This window comes from Escherichia sp. WS33 (assembly GCF_046486385.1).
GTDB lineage: Bacteria > Pseudomonadota > Gammaproteobacteria > Enterobacterales > Enterobacteriaceae > ECMA0423.
The window spans coordinates 102,498-125,730 of the sequence record NZ_JBJQLJ010000001.1 but is presented as its reverse complement, the minus strand read 5'-3'; the positions used below and the strand labels follow the sequence as shown (position 1 = coordinate 125,730).

The 23,233-nt window shown below is 51.6% G+C and carries 28 protein-coding genes; 13 read left to right on the top strand and 15 right to left on the bottom strand.

Annotation, left to right across the window (positions count from 1 at the left end; genetic code table 11):
* Positions 1 to 8: 8 nt before the first annotated feature.
* The 10 genes from flgK to flgB form a co-directional block, all read right to left on the bottom strand.
* Positions 9 to 1,652, bottom strand: coding sequence for a flagellar hook-associated protein FlgK (flgK, locus tag ACJHXA_RS00660; RefSeq protein ID WP_000096460.1), 1,644 nt, complete (start codon positions 1,650 to 1,652; stop codon positions 9 to 11).
* Positions 1,653 to 1,717: 65 nt separating this feature from the next.
* Positions 1,718 to 2,659, bottom strand: coding sequence for a flagellar assembly peptidoglycan hydrolase FlgJ (gene flgJ / locus ACJHXA_RS00655; protein ID WP_001295441.1), 942 nt, complete (start codon positions 2,657 to 2,659; stop codon positions 1,718 to 1,720).
* Positions 2,659 to 3,756 carry a flagellar basal body P-ring protein FlgI gene (gene flgI / locus ACJHXA_RS00650; RefSeq protein ID WP_000589326.1) on the bottom strand — a complete coding sequence of 366 codons (1,098 nt, stop codon included), beginning with the start codon at positions 3,754 to 3,756 and terminating at the stop codon, positions 2,659 to 2,661. The genes flgJ and flgI overlap by 1 nt, the downstream gene beginning before the upstream one ends.
* Before the next feature lie 11 nt (positions 3,757 to 3,767).
* Complete coding sequence (flgH, locus tag ACJHXA_RS00645; protein WP_001295442.1) at positions 3,768 to 4,466, bottom strand: flagellar basal body L-ring protein FlgH; 699 nt, start codon at positions 4,464 to 4,466, stop codon at positions 3,768 to 3,770.
* A gap of 52 nt (positions 4,467 to 4,518) precedes the next feature.
* A complete protein-coding gene (gene flgG, locus ACJHXA_RS00640; RefSeq protein WP_000625837.1) occupies positions 4,519 to 5,301 on the bottom strand; it encodes a flagellar basal-body rod protein FlgG in 783 nt (260 codons plus the stop codon).
* Positions 5,302 to 5,438: 137 nt separating this feature from the next.
* Positions 5,439 to 6,194 (bottom strand): flagellar basal-body rod protein FlgF, encoded by a 756-nt coding sequence (gene flgF, locus ACJHXA_RS00635; protein WP_000349316.1) that lies wholly within the window; start codon positions 6,192 to 6,194, stop codon positions 5,439 to 5,441.
* A gap of 19 nt (positions 6,195 to 6,213) precedes the next feature.
* Positions 6,214 to 7,419: a flagellar hook protein FlgE gene (gene flgE / locus ACJHXA_RS00630; protein WP_000885878.1), complete on the bottom strand. Its 1,206-nt coding sequence runs from the start codon at positions 7,417 to 7,419 to the stop codon at positions 6,214 to 6,216.
* Positions 7,420 to 7,443: 24 nt separating this feature from the next.
* Entirely contained in the window at positions 7,444 to 8,139 is a 696-nt protein-coding gene (gene flgD / locus ACJHXA_RS00625; RefSeq protein ID WP_000020486.1) for a flagellar hook assembly protein FlgD, read from the bottom strand.
* An 11-nt stretch (positions 8,140 to 8,150) separates the two neighbouring features.
* Positions 8,151 to 8,555, bottom strand: coding sequence for a flagellar basal body rod protein FlgC (gene flgC, locus ACJHXA_RS00620; RefSeq protein WP_001196460.1), 405 nt, complete (start codon positions 8,553 to 8,555; stop codon positions 8,151 to 8,153).
* Positions 8,556 to 8,558: 3 nt separating this feature from the next.
* Positions 8,559 to 8,975 (bottom strand): flagellar basal body rod protein FlgB, encoded by a 417-nt coding sequence (flgB, locus tag ACJHXA_RS00615; RefSeq protein WP_000884702.1) that lies wholly within the window; start codon positions 8,973 to 8,975, stop codon positions 8,559 to 8,561.
* A 154-nt stretch (positions 8,976 to 9,129) separates the two neighbouring features.
* Between flgB and flgA the strand changes: the two genes are divergently transcribed.
* From flgA to flgN, 3 genes are all read left to right on the top strand, one after another.
* Positions 9,130 to 9,789, top strand: a complete 660-nt coding sequence (gene flgA / locus ACJHXA_RS00610) for a flagellar basal body P-ring formation chaperone FlgA (protein ID WP_000955720.1) — start codon at positions 9,130 to 9,132, stop codon at positions 9,787 to 9,789.
* 75 nt (positions 9,790 to 9,864) lie between these two features.
* The gene (gene flgM / locus ACJHXA_RS00605; protein ID WP_000020880.1) at positions 9,865 to 10,158 is read left to right on the top strand and encodes a flagellar biosynthesis anti-sigma factor FlgM; all 294 of its coding nucleotides are present in this window, start codon (positions 9,865 to 9,867) and stop codon (positions 10,156 to 10,158) included.
* A 4-nt stretch (positions 10,159 to 10,162) separates the two neighbouring features.
* A complete protein-coding gene (gene flgN / locus ACJHXA_RS00600; protein ID WP_000197369.1) occupies positions 10,163 to 10,579 on the top strand; it encodes a flagella biosynthesis chaperone FlgN in 417 nt (138 codons plus the stop codon).
* 39 nt (positions 10,580 to 10,618) lie between these two features.
* Here flgN and murJ read toward each other — a convergent pair whose 3' ends face one another.
* The 4 genes from murJ to rimJ all read right to left on the bottom strand — a co-directional run bounded on the left by murJ (position 10,619) and on the right by rimJ (position 14,431).
* On the bottom strand, positions 10,619 to 12,154 hold the full coding sequence (gene murJ / locus ACJHXA_RS00595; protein ID WP_001050672.1) for a murein biosynthesis integral membrane protein MurJ: 1,536 nt from the start codon (positions 12,152 to 12,154) through the stop codon (positions 10,619 to 10,621).
* A gap of 109 nt (positions 12,155 to 12,263) precedes the next feature.
* Entirely contained in the window at positions 12,264 to 13,187 is a 924-nt protein-coding gene (locus ACJHXA_RS00590) for a Gfo/Idh/MocA family protein (protein ID WP_283512247.1), read from the bottom strand.
* 1 nt (position 13,188) lies between these two features.
* Positions 13,189 to 13,836, bottom strand: a complete 648-nt coding sequence (locus ACJHXA_RS00585; protein ID WP_000877116.1) for a YceH family protein — start codon at positions 13,834 to 13,836, stop codon at positions 13,189 to 13,191.
* A 10-nt stretch (positions 13,837 to 13,846) separates the two neighbouring features.
* Positions 13,847 to 14,431 carry a ribosomal protein S5-alanine N-acetyltransferase gene (rimJ, locus tag ACJHXA_RS00580; protein ID WP_000468186.1) on the bottom strand — a complete coding sequence of 195 codons (585 nt, stop codon included), beginning with the start codon at positions 14,429 to 14,431 and terminating at the stop codon, positions 13,847 to 13,849.
* A 235-nt stretch (positions 14,432 to 14,666) separates the two neighbouring features.
* On the opposite strand from rimJ, the gene mdtH reads away from it, so the two are divergent.
* The 10 genes from mdtH to ACJHXA_RS00530 all read left to right on the top strand — a co-directional run bounded on the left by mdtH (position 14,667) and on the right by ACJHXA_RS00530 (position 22,095).
* Positions 14,667 to 15,875 (top strand): multidrug efflux MFS transporter MdtH, encoded by a 1,209-nt coding sequence (gene mdtH, locus ACJHXA_RS00575; RefSeq protein ID WP_000092195.1) that lies wholly within the window; start codon positions 14,667 to 14,669, stop codon positions 15,873 to 15,875.
* A gap of 63 nt (positions 15,876 to 15,938) precedes the next feature.
* Positions 15,939 to 16,586, top strand: a complete 648-nt coding sequence (grxB, locus tag ACJHXA_RS00570) for a glutaredoxin 2 (protein WP_000780919.1) — start codon at positions 15,939 to 15,941, stop codon at positions 16,584 to 16,586.
* 133 nt (positions 16,587 to 16,719) lie between these two features.
* Positions 16,720 to 17,280, top strand: a complete 561-nt coding sequence (locus tag ACJHXA_RS00565) for a lipoprotein (RefSeq protein ID WP_001295443.1) — start codon at positions 16,720 to 16,722, stop codon at positions 17,278 to 17,280.
* A 105-nt stretch (positions 17,281 to 17,385) separates the two neighbouring features.
* Complete coding sequence (gene pyrC, locus ACJHXA_RS00560) at positions 17,386 to 18,432, top strand: dihydroorotase (RefSeq protein ID WP_000126556.1); 1,047 nt, start codon at positions 17,386 to 17,388, stop codon at positions 18,430 to 18,432.
* 73 nt (positions 18,433 to 18,505) lie between these two features.
* Complete coding sequence (gene dinI / locus ACJHXA_RS00555) at positions 18,506 to 18,751, top strand: DNA damage-inducible protein I (protein ID WP_001217754.1); 246 nt, start codon at positions 18,506 to 18,508, stop codon at positions 18,749 to 18,751.
* Positions 18,752 to 19,040: 289 nt separating this feature from the next.
* On the top strand, positions 19,041 to 19,295 hold the full coding sequence (bssS, locus tag ACJHXA_RS00550) for a biofilm formation regulator BssS (protein ID WP_000414437.1): 255 nt from the start codon (positions 19,041 to 19,043) through the stop codon (positions 19,293 to 19,295).
* 114 nt (positions 19,296 to 19,409) lie between these two features.
* On the top strand, positions 19,410 to 20,528 hold the full coding sequence (gene solA / locus ACJHXA_RS00545) for an N-methyl-L-tryptophan oxidase (RefSeq protein ID WP_000872809.1): 1,119 nt from the start codon (positions 19,410 to 19,412) through the stop codon (positions 20,526 to 20,528).
* Between the two features lie 47 nt (positions 20,529 to 20,575).
* Positions 20,576 to 20,689, top strand: a complete 114-nt coding sequence (locus ACJHXA_RS00540) for a YceO family protein (protein ID WP_001253418.1) — start codon at positions 20,576 to 20,578, stop codon at positions 20,687 to 20,689.
* A gap of 260 nt (positions 20,690 to 20,949) precedes the next feature.
* On the top strand, positions 20,950 to 21,516 hold the full coding sequence (locus ACJHXA_RS00535) for a cytochrome b (protein WP_000011108.1): 567 nt from the start codon (positions 20,950 to 20,952) through the stop codon (positions 21,514 to 21,516).
* A 3-nt stretch (positions 21,517 to 21,519) separates the two neighbouring features.
* On the top strand, positions 21,520 to 22,095 hold the full coding sequence (locus tag ACJHXA_RS00530; protein WP_000749261.1) for a YceI family protein: 576 nt from the start codon (positions 21,520 to 21,522) through the stop codon (positions 22,093 to 22,095).
* Between the two features lie 41 nt (positions 22,096 to 22,136).
* On the opposite strand, the gene ACJHXA_RS00525 is transcribed toward ACJHXA_RS00530, so the two are convergent.
* Positions 22,137 to 23,189, bottom strand: a complete 1,053-nt coding sequence (locus ACJHXA_RS00525; protein WP_001144616.1) for a rhodanese-related sulfurtransferase — start codon at positions 23,187 to 23,189, stop codon at positions 22,137 to 22,139.
* Between the last annotated feature and the right edge of the window lie 44 nt (positions 23,190 to 23,233).

Sequence of the window (23,233 nt, the reverse complement as noted above, 5' to 3'; positions counted from 1 at the left end):
ATCTCCCCTTAGCGAATGTTAATCAGCGCATCAAAAATCGCGTTTGCCGTCTGCAGAACCTGCGCATTCGCCAGGTAATACTGCTGAAAACGTTGCAGATTTCCGTACTCCTCATCGAGATTGACACCGGAAATCGACTGCTGCTGATTGGAAAGCTGCGTCACCACATTACCTTGCGTGGTGCTACTGGTTTTCAACGTCGCGGTTTTATTACCGATATCACTCACTAACGAGGCATAAGCGTCGTTAAAGGATTTCGCACCGCCCACCGTTTTACTGTTGCTTTGCAGATCCAGCAGGGCCTGACCGTTGCGGTTGTCGCTATCACCCGCATCTTCTTCGCTCGCCATCGCGATTTTCGCTTCGTCGGTGATTAATACATCCATGTTGACGATGGCGTCACTTACTGGTTTCAGCGTGAAGCTGTCGTTAACGGCAGGCGTTCCTGTAAACGTCAACTCCAGACCATCAAATGCCACTTTACCGTTGGCATCCGGCGTCACCGTAAAAGTGGTATTGCTGGCAAGGCGGGTGACCTGCCACTGATTATTATCGAACGAGATTTTGTAATCTGTCGCCAGTACCGCGGAGGCATCAGTTACCGTGGCACCGATCGCAACGTCACCTTTGTTTTTCGTGTTTTGCAGAACCGCGGGCTTACCGATAGCAAAGAAATCTTCACCAGCATCGCCGTTGGCATCAAATCCGGCTTTGTGTTGGCTGTTGAAAGCCTCGGCAAATGCCAGCGCCAGTTGTCCAAGCGTATTACGCGTCTGGTCCAGATCCTGAGAACGGAATGTCAGAATGCCGCCCAGCGACCCGGTATTCAGTAATTTCTCCGGGATCTCAATATTGCCTGCCGTCCCATCAACGTAAGCGACAGTCGTACGAGAAGGGTCGGCGCTGGAAGGAACTGCCGCCAGTTGCCGCGCCGTACTTCCCTGAACCAGTGAGTAACCATTGGCCATCGTGATGTTATAAGTACCGCCATCCTGAACGCTGACTTCTACGCCAACAATCTGGTTTAATTCGCTCACCAGTTGATCGCGTTGATCCAGCAGATTGTTAGGTGACGCCCCTGCCCCCACGCCTGTCAGGCGCGAGATTTGATCGTTCAGGCTGGCAATTTGTTTAGCGTAATTGTTGATCTGATCAACGCTGGCACCTATCGCGATATTGACCTGTTTGTCCTGGTCGCGCAGATATTGATCGGTGGTTTTAAACTGATTCACCAACCCTTCTGATTTCCCAATCAGCGCCTGGCGCGCTGCCGGGTCTTCCGCGTTACTCACCAGCGTTTGCAGGCTGGTGAAGAAATCCTGCATCTGTGTTGCCAGCGAAGAGGTACTGGTGGAGAGCATATTGTCGATTTTCGACATCTGCTCATAGCGGGCGGTCAGGCCGCTACTTTGCGTCTGCGCAGCACGTAACTGGTTGGTAATAAACGCATCATACTCACGCTGCACACCAGAAACGTAGACGCCATTGCCAACCCAGCCGCCAGCGCCCAACGTGCTATTGGCCTGCGCCATAATAGTGGTTTGGCGGGTATATCCGGCAACGTTATAGCTGGAGATATTATTACTTGCCGTATTTAACGCCGCCTGGGCCGCGTTCAGTCCGCTCATGGCGTTATTGATCAAGCTGGACATGGAGGTTCCTTATAAGCCTTCAATTACAGAGTATTATCGGCAGCGACCCGCCGGACTTGAGTTATTCAGAACAGATTATCAATGTTCATGCTGTAGGTTTTGCTCACCTTGTCGCTTATCGATTTCATCTGCTGGATCATGTTGGTGAGTTTACGGGCATAGTGAGGATCGGTGGCATAGCCCGCGTCCTGTAGGGCCTGCGCCCCCTGTTCCGCACTCGCGGCGGTCGTCACGGCGGCGTAGCGCGGGTTACGCGTTAACAGCCCAACGTAATCCGACAAGGCTTCCAGATACGAGCTGTAGACGCGAAACTTCGCTTTTACTTTCTTCGCTTCGCCGTTTTCATATTCAGTCGTGGTGATTTCAGTAACTGGCCCTTTCCAGTTGCCAGAGGCTTTGACACCAAACAGGTTATAGCTCGGCTCGCCGTTTTCGCGGCGGATTTGCCGTTGCCCCCAACCAGATTCCAGTGCCGCCTGAGCGAGGATCAAATGATGTGGCACACCGCTTTGCTGGCTTGCCAGTTGGGCGGGCAGCGAGAGTTGCGCGAGGAATGCTTTACTGTCACCCGGCAGCGAATCATCGTAGTTACGTGGCACGGCCTTTTGCACCAGCTGCGAAAGCGCCTGATTTTGATAACGCACCACGGTTTCGAGCGGGAATTTCATCGGTGCTGCTGGCGTGGACTCCTCTGGCAATGGTTGTTCTGGCGTCATCTGTTTAACCATCATCTCTGCAAGCCCCAGACCTTTGCCCGCCGTCATCTGTTGGGCAATCTGCTGGTCATACATACTGGTATACAGACGAGTGTGCTCGCTGCTGAACAGGCCATCTTTTGGTAAAGCGTCGCGCATGCTTTTCAACATCATCTGCACGAACATCCCTTCCACCTGGCGGGCCACCGGACGGATATTTGCCGCCGGATCTTCGCCCGCTTTCGCCTTTAGTTCGTTGAGTGATTGCGCATCCCAGGCCGCACTTGCCAGTAGTTTGCTGTCGCTGATCATCAGATGATTTCCAGTTTTGCCCGCAGACATCCCGCACTTTGCATTGATTGCAAAATAGACATCAGATCCATCGGCGTAGCGCCCAGCGCATTGAGCGCGCGCACCACGTTATTGAGGCTGGCGCTGGAACGTACGCTTTGCAGCGAACCGCCGCTCTGGCGTAAATCGATCTGCGTTTGTGGAGTAACCACAGTCTGTCCACCACCAAACGGTGTATCTGGCTGGCTGACATTGGCCTGACGATTGACTGTTACTGAGAGATTTCCCTGCGCTACCGCGCAGCTGTCGAGGGTCACTTCGCGATTCATCACCACCGAACCGGTGCGCGAGTTAATCACTACTTTAGCGTCCTGCGGGGTGACATTAACCTGCATATTCTGGATATCTGCAAGGAAACGGACCTGGGAACTGTTGCCACTTGGTACGCGCACCTGAATAGTCCGCGCATCTAACGCGGTGGCGCTGCCATATCCACGCACGCGGTTGATGGTGTCAGCGATTTGCTGCGCCATGCTGAAATCTTCGTCGTTAAGTTGCAAATTAAGGGTATTCCCGACGCCAAACTGGCTGGGCAATTCACGTTCAATAACCGCACCATTGGTGATCCGTCCACCGTTCAGTTGGTTCACCTGAACACTGCTACCGCCAGCGGAGGCTCCTGCGCCGCCAACCAGAATATTGCCCTGCGCCAGCGCATACACCTGACTGTCAACGCCCTTAAGCGGCGTCATCAACAACGTACCTCCACGCAAGCTTTTGGCATTTCCCATGGAAGAAACCACCACATCGATGGTTTGCCCCTGACGTCCAAACGGAGGAAGTGACGCTGTCACCATTACCGCAGCGACGTTTTTTAGCTGCATATTGGTGCCCGTCGGAACGGTAATTCCCAGCTGTGAGAGCATGTTATTAAGCGTTTGTGTGGTAAACGGCGTCTGGGTTGTCTGGTCACCGGTGCCATCCAGCCCCACCACCAGACCATAGCCAATCAGTGAGTTTTGCCTTACCCCCTGAACACTGGTGAGATCGCGAATACGCTCAGCCTGAGCCGCCGTCGTAACCAGTAGAAGAATTAATGCAGAGAGAAATTTAATCACCACAGCCTCACTTACATTGGCGACAGGTTAAGGAAGAAACGCTGCAACCAGCCCATATTTTGCGCTTCGTTAATGTAGCCATTGCCTACGTATTCAATGCGCGCATCCGCCACCTGAGTAGACGGTACGGTATTGCTGCCGCTGATAGTGCGTGGATTAACCACGCCAGAGAAGCGAATAAATTCGGTACCCTGATTAATGGCAATCTGTTTTTCACCCACCACATGCAGGTTGCCGTTGACCAGTACCTGGTCAACCGTCACCGTCAACGTGCCGCTAAAGGTATTGCTGGCATTGGCCCCGCCCTTTCCGTTGAACGTGTTACCACCGGAGGCTTCGACATCGGCACGAGCGTTACCAAACAGCCCCTGCAAATAGCGCGGCACAGTATCAAAGCCAAAATTAGTTTTACCGTCACGGCTGGCATTCGCAGAGGAGCTTTTGCTGGCGCTGACGTTCTCCTGCAACACGATGGTCAGCGTATCGCCAATATTGCGTGGTCGACGATCTTCAAACAGCGGTTGATAGCCATAGTTAATCGGCTGAGCAGACTGGAAAATAGAACCGTTGGCGACGGGCGTCGGACCGGGAACCGGTTGTGCACTGGTCGCCCCCTGCACCAGCGGCGTGGAGGGTATCCAGGCGCAGCCGGTTAGTGAAAGCACCAACAAGCTGGAAATGGCATAAGTATGCGCAGCGTTTTTTTGCATGGCTATCATCTTCAAAAATCAGTAAACCGGTGAACCTGCCACCGGTTAAGCCTTAGAGTTGCGTCAGTTTTTGCAGCATCTGATCGGTGGTGGACACCGCTTTACTGTTGATTTCGTAAGCGCGTTGCACCTGAATCATATTGACCAGTTCTTCCGCCACGTTGACGTTAGACGTTTCAACATACCCTTGATACAGCAGTCCCGCGCCGTTCAGGCCCGGCGTGCTTTCGTTCGGTGCACCAGAGGATTGCGTTTCGGTGTAGAGGTTTTCGCCAATGCTCTCCAGCCCGGTGTCATTCATAAAGGTGGTGAGATTGAGCTGCCCAACCTGAACCGGAGCTGCCTGGCCTTGTTGGGTTACGCTGACCACGCCATCACGACCGATGGTGATACTTAACGCATTCGCCGGAATGGTGATCGCTGGCTGCACCTGAAAACCACCAGCCGTCACCAGCTGCCCGTTCTGATCCACCTGGAAAGAGCCGTCACGGGTATAGGCTGATGAACCATCTGGCAACATCACCTGGAAAAAGCCCTGCCCTTTAATCGCGACATCTTTGCTGTTGTTGGTCTGCGACAGGTTTCCCTGGCTGTGTAAGCGTTCAGTGGCGACCGGGCGTACCCCCGTGCCGATTTGTAATCCGGAGGGTAAGGTGGTTTGTTCGGAAGACTGTGCCCCCGGCTGGCGAATGGTTTGATAAAGCAGATCTTCAAACACCGCGCGCTGACGCTTAAAACCGTTAGTACTGACGTTTGCCAGGTTGTTGGCAATGACGTCCATATTGGTTTGCTGGGCGTCAAGGCCCGTTTTGGCGATCCATAATGAACTGATCATAAAATGTCCTGTAGTGGATTAGTGACAAGCAGAGCAGAAGCACGCGACAGTGTGAATTTCCCCTCACCCTAACCCTCTCCCCAAAGGGGCGAGGGAATAGTCCGCGCGCTTTTATTGCAATGTCATCAATCGTTCAATTAACTCATCGACAGCAGTTGGTTGGCACGGCCTGCGTTATCATCGACGCTGCTGATCACCTTCATCTGCATTTCAAAACGCCGCGCGCTGGCAATCATGTCGCTCATTGCCGCAACGGCATTGACGTTACTGCCTTCCAGAACCCCCGACATCACACGCAAGGTTGGATCTGCCTGCAGTACCGGCCCACGCGTGGCCTGGGTTTCTGCGCTTAAACGAAAAATGCCGTCGTCACCGCGCTGCACTTCGCTGCCCGTGGCTTTCACCAGTTTCAGACGCCCCACTGGCGCAACCGTATTTGCCGGATCGCCCGGATTGAGCGCCGAGATTGTGCCATCGGCAGCAATAGTGATTTCCGCCCCTTCCGGCACAGCAATTGGCCCCGCCTCGCCTATCACCGGATGCCCCTGAATTGTCAGTTGCCCGGTGGGATCAACCTGAATGCTGCCATTACGCGTATACCCTTCGCTGCCGTCAGCGGTCTGCACGGCCAGCCAGCCATCCTGCTGCAACGCAACGTCCAGCGGGCGCGAGGTGTAATCCATCTTGCCGGGCGTCATGTCTGCACCCGGTGTTGACGCCGTTACCAGCGTGCGCGTAGGCAGTGAAAGCCCTTCCACCGGCACTGCACGCAAGGCGTTTAACTGTGCGCGAAAACCGGGCGTTGAGGCATTGGCCAGATTACTGGCGGTTACCGCCTGTTGATTCAGCGTCTGGCTGGCTGCTCCCATCGCGGTATAAATTGCGTGATCCATTGAGCTATCCCGTCAGCGATTAGCGTAAGTTAACCAGCGTGTTGAGGATCTGGTCCTGGGTTTTGATGGTCTGGGCGTTAGACTGATAGTTACGCTGGGCAACGATCATATTGACCAGTTCTTTACTGAGATCGACGTTGGACGCTTCCAACGCACCGTTGGTCAGGGTGCCAAAGTTGCCCGTCCCGGCTGTCCCCAACAGCGCCACGCCAGAAGATTGCGTCGCAGACCAGACGTTGTCGCCTTCGGATGCCAGACCTTCGTTGTTGGCAAAGTTCGCCAGTACAATCTGCCCCAGCAGTTGTGTTTGTTCGTTGGAATAGTTGCCGACAACCGTACCGTCATCATTGATTTGATAACTCACCAGATCGCCCGGTTTGTAGCCATTCTGGGTGGTTGCCACAATATTGTTAGCGCCGGTATTTTGCTGCATGGAGTTGAGGAAGCTCAGGCTAAACGTGGCGGGATCTGCGCCGTTAATTGCGCCAGTGGTAATATTCTCTGTTGGATTTGAGGTCAGAACGCCATTGGCATTAAACACCAGCTTCATTGCAGGCTCGGCTGTACCTGTTGGATCACTGCTATCCTGGGTGTAGACCTGCCAGTTATTATCCCCGGTCTTCACAAAGTACACGCTCATGTCATGAGCATTACCCTGACTATCGAAAACAGTCACCGAACCTTTTTTGTTATAGCTATCCGCATTGCTGGCGCTGAATGGCGTAACAGTAGGAAGCGGATCACTGGAATTCAGGTTGATCTGCATCGATGCCGTGGTGGTAGTTTTCGCTGCCATCAGGGTATTCGGGATCGAAATATTGGTCGGATTCGCCCCTTGCTGAATAGTCGGCGGCGTACCGGTTGCCGGGTAACCCGTCAGCTGTAAACCTTGCATATTCACCAGGTTACGGTTTTCATCCAGCTTAAATTGTCCGTTACGGCTGTAGAACACCGAACCGTTGCTGTCTACCAGACGGAAAAAACCGTTCTGGCTGATAGCAACGTCCAGACCTCGCCCGGTGTTGGTGGTCGTGCCATCGGTAAAGTCCTGAGTGATACCGGCAACTTTTACCCCCAGTCCCACTTTCGAACCGGCAAACATATCGGCAAAAGAGGCCGTGCCTGATTTAAAGCCGTAGGTGGCGGAGTTGGCGATATTGTTGCCAATAACATCGAGGTTGGTGGCGGCAGCGTTTAATCCGCTAACCGCTTGAGAAAAGGCCATGACTGACTCCTGAAATGTGAAGGCTTAAATTATCTGCCGTACTTCGTCGAGGGTGGTGGTGCCGTAAGTGCCGAGATCCAGCGTATTACCGCTGTTGCCGCGGATCACACCCTGCACCAGAGCAAACTGCAGCGGCTGGGCAACCAGTTGTGTACCACCGTTACTGGCGCTAATCGCTACATTGTAAGAACCGTTCGGCGCAGTGCTGCCGTCAGTCAACGTACCGTCCCAGGTGAAACTGTGAACTCCGGCGGTCAGTTCACCAATATCAATGGTGCGCACAACCGCACCATTTTTATCGGTGATGGTGGCCGTAACTTTGTCTGCCGCCTGTTGCAGCTCAACACCAAACGGCGTGGTCGTGGTCACAGCTCCTTCTTCACTGCCGGTTCCCGCAAGAACAGTGGTGCCGGGGATCATCACGCCGTGACCGATCAGGTTACTGGCCTGTAACGACTGGCTGTTATCAATCTGTCCGGAAATAGATCCGAGTGTGGTATTGAGTTTTTCAATCCCGCTGACCGTGCTGATTTGTGCCAATTGCGACGTCAGCTCGTTGTTTTCCATTGGATTGGTCGGGTCCTGGTTTTTCAGCTGCGCCACCAGCAAAGTCAGAAAACTGCTTTGTAAATCTGCGGCGTTGCTGCCCGTGAGCGAACTACTGCTGGTGGTACTGACGCCGGTATTTGTCGGATCGGTGGTGGTTACCGCAATGGACATAGCTTTCTCCTTTATTGACCGAGCGTAAGGGTTTTCAGCATCATGCTTTTCACCGTGTTGAGCACTTCAACGTTGGCCTGATAGCTGCGTGACGCCGACATGGTGTTAACCATCTCCCCGACGACATCAACGTTCGGCATTTTTACGTAGCCCTTTGCATCTGCCAGCGGATTACCCGGTTCATAAACCAGTTTGTCCGGGGCCTGACTTTCTATAACATCGGCAACCTTTACGCCGCCTGTCGCAGCACCTGGTGCAGCGTTAACCTGGAATACCACCTGTTTTGCCCGATATGGCTGTCCATCAGGACCGGTCACGCTATCAGCATTTGCCAGATTACTGGCCGCCACGTTCAGGCGCTGGGACTGGGCAGTTAACGCCGACCCGGCGATATCAAAAATATTCAGCAGTGCCATCCGTTAATTTCCGCTCTGTAAAACGTTCATCATGCCTTTGATTTGCCCGCTCAACGCGCTAAGGCTCATCTGGTATTGCAGGCTGTTATCGGCAAACTGGGTGCGTTCGCGATCCATATCGACGGTATTACCGTCAAGCGAAGGCTGGTCCGGAATACGGTATTGCAGTTCTGCGGTAGGAGGCGTCAGCGCCTGCGCCGGGATGTGTTGCGTTGAGGTCATCGTCAGTGCAACCACACTGGTTGCATCCCGTCCACGTTGCATGACTTTTTTAAGTTCACTGGCAAAATCGATATCGCGCGCCTGATAACCAGGGGTATCGGCATTGGCGATGTTTGCTGCCAGCACTTCCTGACGCTGGGCGCGCAGATTGAGCGCCTCTTGTTGAAAACGTAAGGCGGCGTCGAGCTTATCGAGCATATCTCCTCCGCAGGTATCAAAATTCTGCCATCAGCTTAAATGCCTTTACGCGCGCGTTATCGGCGGAATAAACGCAAAATGGGTCGCTATTTATGCCGTTGATGGTCATTGCGGACAGGTACAATTCACGTTGTAGAAATGGCTGGGGGCGAAAATGCTGACAATAAAACGTAGCGTGGCGATCATCGCGATACTGTTCAGTCCGTTAAGTACGGCGAGCAATCTCACATCGCAATTGCACAACTTTTTTAGCGCCCAACTCGCGGGGGTAAGTGATGAGGTTCGTGTTTCTATTCGTACAGCGCCCAATCTACTACCGCCATGCGAGCAGCCATTGCTTTCGATGAGCAATAATTCCCGCCTGTGGGGCAATGTGAATGTGTTGGCACGCTGCGGTAACGACAAACGATATTTACAGGTTAATGTGCAGGCCACAGGAAATTATGTGGTTGCCGCGATGCCCATTGTGCGGGGAGGAAAGCTGGAAGCTGGCAATGTCAAACTAAAACGCGGACGGCTGGATACCCTGCCACCGCGTACGGTGCTGGATATCAATCAACTTGTTGATGCCATTAGCCTGCGCGATCTATCACCCGATCAACCTATCCAGTTAACCCAGTTTCGCCAGGCATGGCGGGTAAAAGCGGGACAACGCGTCAATGTGATCGCCAGCGGTGATGGGTTTAGCGCCAACGCAGAAGGTCAGGCGCTGAACAATGCAGCCGTCGCACAGAATGCGCGGGTGCGCATGGTATCGGGACAGGTAGTCAGCGGCGTTGTTGATGCAGATGGGAATATTCTTATAAACCTGTAAGCTGTTAAAGATTACCCGTCCCTTGCCGATAAATAAGCAACACATGATAAAAGCGCCCTCAATGAGGAATAAACCATGAGTATTGATCGCACTTCGCCTCTGAAGCCTGTAAGCACCGTTCAACCGCGCGAAACCACTGACGCGCCGGTAACGAACAGCCGGGCGGCAAAAACAACCGCCTCCACCAGCACCAGTGTGACGTTAAGCGACGCGCAAGCAAAACTGATGCAACCCGGCAGCAGTGATATCAATCTTGAACGTGTCGAAGCGTTAAAACTGGCGATTCGTAACGGTGAACTAAAAATGGACACCGGCAAAATTGCCGATGCGCTGATCAACGAAGCGCAGCAAGACTTGCAGAGTAACTGAGCGTATGACACGTCTTGCAGAGATCCTCGACCAGATGTCCGCTGTGCTTAACGATCTCAAAACGGTAATGGTTCAAGAGCAGCAACATCTCTCTATGGGGCAGATCAACGGCAGCCAGTTGCAATGGATTACAGAACAAAAAAGCTCACTGCTGGCGACGCTGGATTACCTCGAACAGTTACGCAAGAAAGAACCCAATACAGCAAATAGCGTTGATATTAGTCAACGCTGGCAGGAAATTACTGTGAAAACGCAGCAACTACGCCAAATGAATCAACATAACGGCTGGTTACTGGAAGGACAGATTGAGCGCAATCAACAGGCGCTGGAAATGTTGAAACCGCATCAGGAACCGACGCTATATGGGGCGAACGGTCAGACCTCAACAACCCATCGCGGCGGTAAAAAGATTTCGATCTGAATATTATCTCCGGCCTGCACTGCAGGCCGGAATGCATTGTTACACCGTCCGGCGGGCAAATTCTTTAACTTTGAAGCCCAGTACCGCCAGTGCAGCGAAGTACGCGGCAATCCCCGCCAGCACGACCGCCATTAAACGCAGTAAGCGCCAGGGCATGGTACCCAATGACCACTCCGGCATGATATGTAACATACCTAAAAGCACGCCAGACATCACCAGTACCGCCACCACCAGACGCAACAGAAACGCCATCCAGCCGGGTTGCGGAGTAAAGATTTTCTGCTTACGCAACTGCCAGTAAAGCAGCGAAGCATTCAGACACGCCGCCAGACCAATAGAAAGTGACAGCCCGGCATGTTTCAACGGACCAATAAACGCCAGGTTCATCAATTGCGTTAAAATCAGCGTAACGATGGCAATTTTCACTGGCGTTTTAATGTCCTGGCGGGAATAAAAGCCAGGAGCCAACACTTTCACTACAATCAGGCCAATCAAACCCACCGAGTAGGCAATTAACGCCCGCTGGGTCATCAGCGCATCAAACGCGGTAAATTTACCGTACTGGAACAGCGAAACGGTTAACGGACCTGAAAGAATGCCCAACGCAACCGCACTCGGCAGCGCCAACAGGAAACAAAGACGCAACCCCCAGTCCATCAAACGGTTGTATTCATCATGATTGCCACTGGCAAAACTTTTCGACAGCGACGGCAGCAAAATGGTGCCAAGCGCCACGCCCAGCACACCGGACGGAAACTCCATTAAGCGGTCGGCGTAATACATCCAAGACACCGAACCGGAAGCAAGAAACGAGGCAAAAATGGTGTTGATGATTAAGGAGATCTGGCTCACAGAGACGCCAAGGATCGCCGGTCCCATCTGTTTCACCACGCGCATTGCTCCGGCATCGTGGAAGTTAATGCGCGGCAGGACCAGCATGCCGATCTTCTTCAGGTGCGGTAGCTGATACACCAGCTGCAGGATGCCGCCGACCGTAACAGCCCACGCCAGCGCCAGCACCGGTGGGTTAAAGTACGGTGCGGCAAACAGCGCGAAACCAATCATGCTGATGTTAAGCAGTGTTGGCGCAAACGCCGGAATCGAGAAGCGGTTCCACGTATTCAGAATCGCTCCCACCAGCGACGCCAGGGAGATCAGCAAGATATAGGGAAAGGTAATCTTTAGTAGCTGGCTGGTCAGGGCAAATTTGTCAGCTGTGTCAGCGAAGCCTGGCGCGGTCACCATGATCACCCACGGTGCGGCGAGCATGCCAGCGACCGTCACAACCGCCAGCGCGAGTGTCAGCAGGCCAGAAACATAAGAGACAAAGACCCGCGTGGCGTCTTCACCCTGCTTACTTTTATATTCCGCCAGAATCGGTACAAATGCCTGGGAAAATGCCCCTTCGGCAAAGATACGGCGTAACAAGTTAGGAAGTTTAAAAGCGACGAAAAAGGCGTCGGTTGCCATCCCTGCGCCAAAGATTCTGGCGACAATTGCGTCTCGTGCGAAGCCAAGCACACGCGAAAACATGGTCATCGAGCTGACGGCGGCCAGCGATTTTAATAAATTCATCGGTGTTCTAATCCAGACCCACGGGCAAAACGCCTGCAAGGCAGGCGCTGAAAGAGGCGAATAGTCTACCTGGATTATGGTGAATTGCTACCGCCAGATGTTACAGGGTTTATTCACTCATCGCATCGCGCCAGATCTTGTCAACGATACGTTGCGCCAGCACGGCCTGTTCGCCGGCGGTTTGCGGAACTGTCTGATTTTGCACACATTCAATGAAGTGCCGCGCACAGCCGACAAATCCACGTTGTTCAAGAGTGCTCTGCCAACCAGGAATCGGTTTATGCACTACGCCCTGCCCGCGCTCCTCACGCCATTCGCGCATATCCGTAATGTCGATGAGCGCACCGTCAGTCACGGCCTGCACGGTTTCACGCTGACTTCCGGCACGGCGATGCATACAGGTGGTGATCTGCAAAGGACCGGCCGAAAAATGGTGCTCGGCAAACAGCATTTCGCCAGCGTCGTTAGTCAGTAGCGTACCGCCATCCAGAGAGGCTTTGCCGCCCGACAACCACAGCGCGGTATCCACCACATGCAGATAATCATCCAGCAACGTGAAATAAAGATCGTGTGGCCCGACACTATTGCTACGATGTTTATCCATTCTTAGCGAAGCTGCGGTAGCGAGTTGCGTTTTTAACTCACCGTAGAGTGGTGCGAAACGACGGTTAAAACCGACCATCAACGTCAGTTTTTTACGCGCCGCCAGTTCCACCAGCCGTTCAGCATCGCGCAGATTTTCTGCCAGCGGTTTATCGACACAGACATGTACACCCGCATTGAGTAACGTACTGACCACGTCAAAGTGGCTGGCGGTGCTGGAATGCACAAAAACCGCATCGCAACTGGCGGCAAGGCTGGATAACGAATCGGCATAAGGAATGCGCCAGCTTTCACAAATTGGCAGGGCTTTCGCGCGCGTAGGCGACCAGGCTCCTTGTAACGTCCAGTCAAACGCTGCCGCCAGCACCGGTAACCACGCTTTTTGCGCAATGCCACCTAATCCCACTACGCCGATACGTAATTTTTTCACTTTAATCTCCCAGATGGGCCAGCAACGAATCAAGACGCTGTTTCAGTTCTGCCACTTCGATTTCCAGGGCTTCGACGCGGGCCTGTAAATCACCATCAACCGCGTTCGACATATCCGTCACCGCCGGCTGATCTTCAACCTCACCACTGAAAAGATGCATGTAGCGGCTTTCGCGTTTACCCGGTTCGCGGGCCAGACGCACCACAAAAGGACCATCTTCGCGATTTGCCAGTTGTTCCAGCGTCGACTCCACTTCCGCCATATCGCTGAATTCATACATTCGCGCGGCGCGGCTGCGCAGTTCACCTGGCGTCTGGGCACCACGCAATAACAACGTGGTGATTAACGCCACTTCCGCTGCGCTCAGTTTCAGATCGCCAAATTCTGAATTACAAAAACGTTGCTCATATTTGGTGACCCGATTACCAAAACCGCTCACTGTGCGTAGATAATGACGTTTGACCAGATTATCCAGCTGTTCCTGCACTTCGGATTCACTCAGATTCATGACCGGTTCACGGTTCGTTTTCTGATTACAGGCCGTGACTACACCATTGACTGAGAGCGGGTATTGCTCCGGCGTGGTCACCTGCTTTTCCAGCAAGCAACCAATCACGCGAGCTTCAAGGGCAGTAAGTTGATATTTCATGAGATTCTCCTTAGCGGCCGGGCGTCCAGTCTGGGGTAGTTAATGCCGTCAGTACGTGATCGCGCCATTGTCCATCAATCAACAGATAGTCTTTCGCATAGCCTTCTTTTTCAAAACCCAGTCGCGCCAGTAAATCACCGCTGCGTTTATTGTGCGGCATATAATTAGCCATAATGCGATGAATATGTTGGGTGCGCTGCATATAACGAATGGCTGCGGTCAGGGCTTCAAACATGAGTCCTTTGCCCTGCCATTTTTGCCCAATCGAATAACCGAGATAGCAGGCATGAAAAGAGCCACGAACAACATTGGAAAAATTGGCAACGCCAATAATCTCTTTTTCGTCCGGGTCGAATAAGCCAAAGTAGAAAGCTGAACCTTGTTTATGAAATTCGTTAATCATCCCCAGCCTGGCCTGCCAGCCTGATGGATAACAGTGGCTTTCGTCGCGCACTGGCTCCCAGGGCTTGAGGAAATGGCGATTCTCTGCGTAATAATCCGCAAGACGCCAGGCATCACGATCATGCACCAGACGCACGACCAGTCGGTCTGTGGTTAAGCGCACTTTTGGCACGTTACTGCGATAGCCAAACATTCTATACCTACTCCTTCCCGTAACGTCTTTAATACGCTGTAAGTATTACTATACCTGCGCAACCAGACCCTGTGAAAAGTCCAAAATGCCATTTTCTGCATTATTCACATATTTGATAAAAACTCTCTATCAAAGCGACGTTTTGATAAAAAAATATTGTCCCCGAAGTGATGGGAAAAGTCTTAGCGGCAATGCAGAATAGAAAGTGCTCATCTTTTATTTCCCGGGAGGGGAAATGTCCCGCGTATCGCAGGCGAGGAACCTGGGTAAATATTTCCTGCTCATCGATAATATGCTGGTCGTGCTGGGGTTCTTTGTTGTCTTCCCGCTGATCTCTATCCGCTTCGTTGATCAAATGGGCTGGGCCGCCGTCATGGTCGGTATTGCTCTCGGTCTACGCCAGTTTATTCAGCAAGGTCTGGGTATTTTCGGCGGCGCAATTGCCGACCGCTTTGGTGCCAAACCGATGATTGTTACCGGTATGCTGATGCGCGCCGCCGGATTCGCCACAATGGGTATCGCCCACGAACCGTGGCTATTGTGGTTTTCATGCCTGCTCTCGGGACTCGGCGGCACGTTGTTTGATCCGCCGCGTTCGGCGCTGGTGGTGAAACTAATCCGTCCACAACAACGTGGTCGTTTTTTCTCGCTGTTGATGATGCAGGACAGTGCCGGTGCGGTCATTGGCGCATTGTTGGGGAGCTGGCTGTTGCAATACGACTTTCGCCTGGTCTGCGCCACAGGGGCCGTTTTGTTTGTGCTGTGTGCGGCGTTCAATGCGTGGTTGTTACCGGCATGGAAACTCTCCACCGTACACACGCCCGTTCGCGAAGGCATGACCCGCGTGATGCGTGACAAGCGTTTTGTCACCTATGTCCTGACGCTGGCGGGTTACTACATGCTGGCTGTACAAGTGATGCTGATGCTGCCAATTATGGTCAACGACGTGGCTGGCGCACCCTCTGCCGTTAAATGGATGTATGCCATTGAAGCGTGTCTGTCGTTAACGTTGCTCTACCCTATCGCCCGCTGGAGTGAAAAGCATTTTCGTCTGGAACACCGGTTGATGGCTGGGCTGTTGATAATGTCATTAAGCATGATGCCGGTGGGCATGGTCAGCGGCCTGCAACAACTTTTCACCCTGATTTGTCTGTTTTATATCGGGTCGATCATTGCCGAGCCTGCGCGTGAAACCTTAAGTGCTTCGCTGGCGGACGCAAGAGTTCGCGGCAGCTATATGGGGTTTAGCCGTCTGGGTCTGGCGATTGGCGGCGCTATTGGTTATATCGGTGGTGGCTGGCTGTTTGACCTGGGCAAATCGGCGCACCAGCCAGAGCTTCCGTGGATGATGCTGGGCATTATTGGCATCTTCACTTTCCTTGCGCTGGGTTGGCAGTTTAGCCAGAAACGCGCCGCGCGTCGTTTGCTTGAACGCGACGCCTGATTTGATACTCCCCCCTGACTCCTCCATACTGAAAGTGAACTGACAGCCAAATGGAGGAGTCACGTGAAGCTATACATTTACGATCACTGCCCTTACTGCCTCAAAGCCCGCATGATTTTCGGCCTGAAAAATATCCCCGTCGAATTACATGTTCTGCTCAACGACGACGCAGAAACACCCACCCGGATGGTCGGTCAAAAACAGGTTCCCATTCTGCAAAAAGATGACAGCCGCTATATGCCAGAAAGCATGGACATCGTTCACTATGTCGATAAACTCGACGGCAAACCGTTACTGACCGGCAAACGTTCCCCTGCCATTGAAGAGTGGCTGCGCAAGGTCAATGGCTACGCAAACAAACTGCTGTTGCCGCGTTTTGCCAAATCGGCATTTGATGAGTTTTCTACTCCCGCCGCGCGCAAATATTTCGTCGACAAGAAAGAGGCCAGCGCGGGTAATTTAGCCGACCTGCTGGCCCACTCTGACGGTCTGATTAAGAATATCAGCGATGATTTGCGTGCGCTGGACAAACTGATCGTCAAACCGAACGCCGTGAATGGCGAACTTTCGGAAGATGATATTCAGCTATTTCCGCTACTGCGTAATCTGACGCTGGTAGCCGGAATCAACTGGCCAAGCCGCGTTGCTGATTACCGCGATAATATGGCGAAACAGACACAAATCAATTTGTTATCATCAATGGCGATTTAATCCTGACCCGCCGCGGCAGCCTGTATTCGCGGGTTGCCGCCGTTTTCAGTTTTTTCTGCTGGCGAGTTTATCGCTGGTGACACATGCTGCGTTGTGTCAGGATATTGACGCAGATTTCATGTCGAGGACTACCATGAACAAGTTTTTATTTGCCGCTGCATTGATCGTCAGTGGCCTGCTCGTTGGCTGTAATCAACTCACCCAATACACCATCACCGAACAAGAAATTAACCAGTCGCTTGCGAAACATAATAATTTCTCAAAAGATATCGGTTTACCCGGCGTGGCTGACGCCCATATTGTTCTGACAAACTTGACCAGCCAAATTGGTCGCGAAGAGCCGAATAAGGTTACCCTAACCGGAGACGCCAATCTGGACATGAACTCCCTGTTCGGTAGTCAGAAAGCGACCATGAAACTGAAGCTGAAAGCGCTGCCCGTGTTTGATAAAGAAAAAGGTGCGATCTTCCTGAAAGAGATGGAAGTGGTCGATGCGACGGTACAACCGGAAAAAATGCAAACGGTGATGCAAACGTTGCTTCCCTATTTGAACCAGGCATTACGCAATTACTTTAACCAGCAACCTGCTTACGTCCTGCGCGAAGATGGCAGTCAGGGCGAAGCAATGGCGAAAAAACTGGCGAAAGGCATTGAAGTGAAGCCAGGCGAAATTGTCATTCCGTTTACGGATTAATGACGAGGGCGCATTCGCGCCCTTTATTTTTCGTGCAAAGGAAAACGTTTCCGCTTATCCTTTGTGTCCGGCAAAAACATCCCTTCAGCCGGAGCATAGAGATTAATGACTGCACCATCCCAGGTATTAAAGATCCGCCGCCCAGACGACTGGCACCTTCACCTCCGCGATGGCGACATGTTAAAAACTGTCGTGCCGTATACCAGCGAAATTTATGGACGGGCTATCGTAATGCCCAATCTGGCTCCGCCCGTGACCACAGTTGAGGCTGCCGTGGCGTATCGCCAACGTATTCTTGATGCCGTACCTGCCGGGCACAATTTCACCCCATTGATGACCTGTTATTTAACAGATTCGCTGGATCCTAATGAGCTGGAGCGCGGATTTAACGAAGGCGTGTTCACCGCTGCAAAACTTTATCCGGCAAACGCAACCACTAACTCCAGCCACGGCGTGACGTCAATTGACGCAATCATGCCGGTACTTGAGCGCATGGAAAAAATCGGTATGCCGCTACTGGTGCATGGTGAAGTGACACATGCAGATATCGACATTTTTGATCGTGAAGCGCGCTTTATAGAAAGCGTGATGGAACCTCTGCGCCAGCGCCTGACTGCGCTGAAAGTCGTTTTTGAGCACATCACCACCAAAGATGCTGCCGACTATGTCCGTGACGGAAATGAACGGCTGGCTGCCACCATCACTCCGCAGCATCTGATGTTTAACCGCAACCATATGCTGGTTGGTGGCGTGCGTCCGCACCTGTATTGTTTACCCATCCTCAAACGCAATATTCACCAACAGGCATTGCGTGAACTGGTCGCCAGCGGTTTTAATCGAGTATTCCTCGGTACGGATTCTGCGCCACATGCACGTCATCGCAAAGAGAGCAGTTGCGGCTGCGCGGGCTGCTTCAACGCCCCAACCGCGCTGGGCAGTTACGCTACCGTCTTTGAAGAGATGAATGCTCTGCAGCACTTTGAAGCATTCTGTTCTGTAAACGGCCCGCAGTTCTATGGCTTGCCGGTCAACGACACATTCATCGAACTGGTACGTGAAGAGCAACAGGTTGCTGAAAGCATCGCACTGACTGATGACACCCTGGTGCCATTCCTCGCCGGGGAAACGGTACGCTGGTCCGTTAAACAATAAAAATTGTAGCTTCCTGTTGTCATTAGGTTATTTTACCTGTATAAATAACCAGTATATTCAACAGGGGGCTATTATGCGAATTGAAGTCACCATAGCGAAAACTTCTCCATTGCCAGCTGGGGCTATTGACGCCCTGGCTGGCGAACTTTCCCGCCGTATTCAGTATGCGTTTCCTGATAATGAAGGCCACGTATCGGTACGTTATGCCGCAGCGAATAATTTATCGGTTATTGGCGCAACAAAAGAAGATAAACAGCGCATTAGCGAAATTCTCCAGGAAACGTGGGAAAGCGCCGATGACTGGTTTGTCAGCGAATAATATGCAGTGATTTTTGTTTTTGCCGGGTCGCCCCGGCTTTTTTATTTTACTTACAAATTTTGAGTACAAAATTTCTACACTTCCTCAAAATAATTGCACAATATGCTAAAAAAATATGAATGACATGCTGTTTTATTGTTCATATAAATCTTAAAAGCAGAAATTTATCTGTTCCCCCCTTTAAAAATTCGGTGAATACCCTTACTTATTGGTATACTGAAGTTGCTTCAGATAAAAACGCATTGAACCTCGAATAACGTTGTCTAGTAACACGAATTAGGGGGCCATGATGGAAAAAAATAATGAAGTCATTCAGACTCATCCGCTCGTAGGGTGGGACATCAGCACCGTTGATAGCTATGATGCGCTGATGTTGCGTTTGCACTACCAGACCCCAAATAAGTCCGAGCAGGAAGGGACTGAAGTTGGTCAGACGCTCTGGTTAACCACTGATGTTGCCAGACAATTTATTTCGATATTAGAAGCAGGAATCGCCAAAATTGAATCCGGTGATTTCCCGGTAAACGAGTATCGGCGTCATTAACATGACATGACCATCCACCCAAAAGGCACCTCACCGGTGCCTTTACCATTTCTGGGTTGTATATCTGCATTCAGTTAATTACTCTGCTTAAACCATGAGAGCAGAGAGAAAAAAATGAAATACGATCTCATCATTATTGGCAGCGGTTCCGTAGGCGCTGCCGCCGGGTATTATGCAACCCGCGCCGGTTTAAACGTGCTAATGACCGACGCCCATATGCCACCGCATCAACACGGCAGCCACCACGGCGATACGCGATTAATTCGCCATGCTTATGGTGAAGGCGAAAAGTATGTCCCGTTGGTCCTCCGCGCGCAAACGCTGTGGGATGAACTTTCCCGCCACAACGAAGATGATCCCATTTTTGTACGCTCTGGTGTCATTAACCTCGGCCCGGCTGACTCCGCATTTCTCGCCAACGTCGCCCACAGCGCCGAACAGTGGCAACTCAACGTCGAAAAGCTCGACGCGCAAGGGATTATGGCCCGCTGGCCAGAAATACGCGTCCCGGACAACTACATCGGCTTATTTGAGACTGATTCCGGTTTTTTGCGCAGCGAACTGGCGATTAAAACCTGGATCCAACTGGCGAAGGAAGCGGGCTGTGCGCAGCTGTTCAACTGCCCGGTCACCGCAATTCGTCATGACGATGATGGCGTAACTATTGAAACGGCTGACGGAGAGTATCAGGCGAAAAAAGCGATTGTCTGCGCGGGAACATGGGTAAAAGACCTGCTCCCGGAGCTGCCTGTCCAGCCCGTACGCAAAGTATTTGCCTGGTATCAGGCCGATGGTCGCTATAGCGTGAAGAATAAATTCCCGGCGTTTACCGGTGAACTGCCCAATGGCGATCAATATTATGGTTTTCCGGCAGAAAACGACGCGTTGAAGATTGGCAAACATAACGGAGGCCAGGTTATCCATTCAGCGGATGAACGTGTTCCGTTTGCGGAAGTGGTCAGCGATGGTTCGGAAGCCTTCCCGTTCTTGCGCAATGTATTGCCGGGTATCGGTTGCTGCCTGTACGGCGCTGCCTGCACCTATGATAATTCGCCTGACGAAGATTTTATTATCGATACCCTACCCGACCACGATAATACACTGTTCATTACCGGCCTGAGTGGGCACGGTTTTAAATTTGCGTCAGTTTTAGGGGAAATAGCTGCCGATTTTGCGCAAGACAAAAAAAGCGATTTTGATTTAACGCCATTCAGGCTTTCCCGCTTCCAATAATCATCATTACGGCCTCCAGAATGAGGCCGTTTTTACAGGAGTATTTAATGCGTCGGCTGTTGCACTATCTCATCAATAATATTCGCGAGCATCTGATGCTTTATCTTTTTCTCTGGGGATTGTTGGCAATTATGGATCTGATCTATGTGTTTTATTTTTAGTTTTCCGCACTGACATAAACTGACAAATATTTAATCTCCCTTTCATTTAGCGTGAAAAATTGAATGAGATTATTCCTGCTTCTACAGCACTCACCAGACATCTCTGATGCTGAACCCACTAAACTTATGAAGATTCTTTCATTATTAATTCAAAATTATTGAAATAAAAATAAATATCATTCAATTTGTTATTTTTGTGTTGCAATTCATTCTCCGACACGCCATTTTCTTTCTCTCGCAAATTCGTTTTGGATGCACTTATGTCATTCACAAATACCCCTGAACGCTATGGTGTTATATCTGCGGCCTTCCATTGGCTAAGCGCAATTATTGTCTACGGCATGTTTGCTTTAGGTCTGTGGATGGTCACGCTCAGTTATTACGATGGCTGGTATCACAAAGCACCCGAACTGCATAAAAGCATCGGTATTTTGTTAATGATGGGGCTGGTTATTCGCGTTCTGTGGCGTGTCATATCTCCACCGCCGGGTCCGCTGCCGAGTTATTCGCCCATGACTCGTCTTGCCGCAAAAGCTGGACATCTCGCATTGTACCTATTGCTGTTCGCCATCGGCATCAGCGGCTATCTGATCTCAACTGCCGATGGTAAACCGATCAGCGTTTTTGGCTGGTTTGACGTCCCCGCGACCCTTGCCGACGCTGGCGCACAGGCAGACTTTGCCGGTGCCCTGCATTTTTGGCTCGCGTGGAGCGTCGTAGTACTGTCCGTTATGCACGGATTTATGGCCCTGAAGCATCATTTCATCGATAAAGACGACACTCTGAAGCGCATGCTGGGAAAGTCGTCATCTGACTATGGAGTATAAAAAATGAAAAAAAGCCTGCTTGGTTTAACCTTCGCGTCCCTGATGTTCTCTGCCGGTTCAGCGGTTGCCGCCGATTACAAAATTGACAAAGAAGGTCAGCACGCCTTTGTTAATTTCCGCATCCAGCACCTTGGCTATAGCTGGTTATACGGCACCTTTAAAGATTTCGACGGTACTTTTACCTTTGACGAAAAAAATCCGGCTGCCGATAAAGTGAATGTGACAATTAACACCACCAGCGTCGATACTAATCACGCCGAACGCGATAAACATCTTCGCAGTGCAGATTTCCTTAATACCGCAAAATATCCACAGGCAACATTCACCTCCACCAGCGTGAAGAAAGACGGTGACGAACTGGATATTACCGGCGATCTGACGCTGAATGGCGTAACCAAACCCGTCACGCTGGAAGCGAAATTAATTGGTCAGGGCGACGACCCATGGGGTGGTAAACGTGCAGGCTTCGAGGCCGAAGGCAAAATTAAGCTCAAGGACTTCAATATCAAGACAGATTTAGGTCCAGCTTCTCAGGAAGTGGATCTGATTATTTCAGTGGAAGGCGTACAGCAGAAGTAAGCGTGAAATGTTGCCGGATGGCACGCATCCGGCAATGATATTTATTCTGTTGGATCAGGAATGCCCAGTGTTGTATTCAGACGTCCACGAGACTTATTAAAGATCTTATTGCCATTTTCACGTCCTGCCCGACGGCGTCGCTGTTCTTCTGGCGGTAACGCGCTTTCTTCGCAGCAAATCTCACTACAACAACCTTTGTATTTTTCCGCGCATACTGGACACTGAATAAACAGCAGGTGGCAGCCATCATTTTTACAGTTGGTATGGCTGTCGCACGGCGCGCCGCACTGGTGGCAATGCGCGATAATCTCATCCGATATACGTTCGCCCATCCGCTCGTCAAAAACAAAATTTTTGCCAATAAAACGCACCGGCAAGCCCTGCTCGCGCGCCTTACGGGCGTATTCAATAATTCCGCCCTCGATATGCCAGACTTTGTTGAATCCGTTATGTTTCATCCAGGCACTGGCCTTTTCACAACGAATGCCGCCGGTGCAGTACATGACGATTTTTTTATCTTTATGTGCCTGCATCATCTCGACTGCTTTTGGCAGCTGCTCACGGAAGGTATCTGCCGGAATTTCGAGCGCGTTTTCAAAGTGCCCCACTTCATACTCATAGTGGTTACGCATGTCGATAAATAGTGCATCGGGATCGTCAAGCATGGCGTTCACTTCCGCCGCTTGCAGATACTCACCAACATTGCTGGCATCAAAGTGAGGATCGTCAATACCGTCGGCAACAATGCGATCGCGTACCTTCATGCGCAGTACCCAGAAGGATTTCCCGTCATCATCCAACGCGATATTCAGGCGTAAACCCTCTAAAGCCGGGTCGAAGGCATAGAGCTGCGCGCGAAATGTTTCAACATTGCTCGCAGGTACGCTGATTTGCGCGTTAATGCCCTCATGCGCCAGATACACTCGCCCAAAAACATTCAGCGCGGTAAACAGCTGATATAAAGCGTCACGGGTCGCCTTAGGATCGGCGATGTGGAAATACTTGTAAAACGAAATGGTGGTTCGCGGTTCGCTCTCAGCCAACATTTTGGCTTTTAGCGCGTCGTTGGAAATGCGGTTGTGTAACACTGGCATGGTGTACGGTTCCTGCGAGATGGGAAAGTAAAAATCCGCGGCAT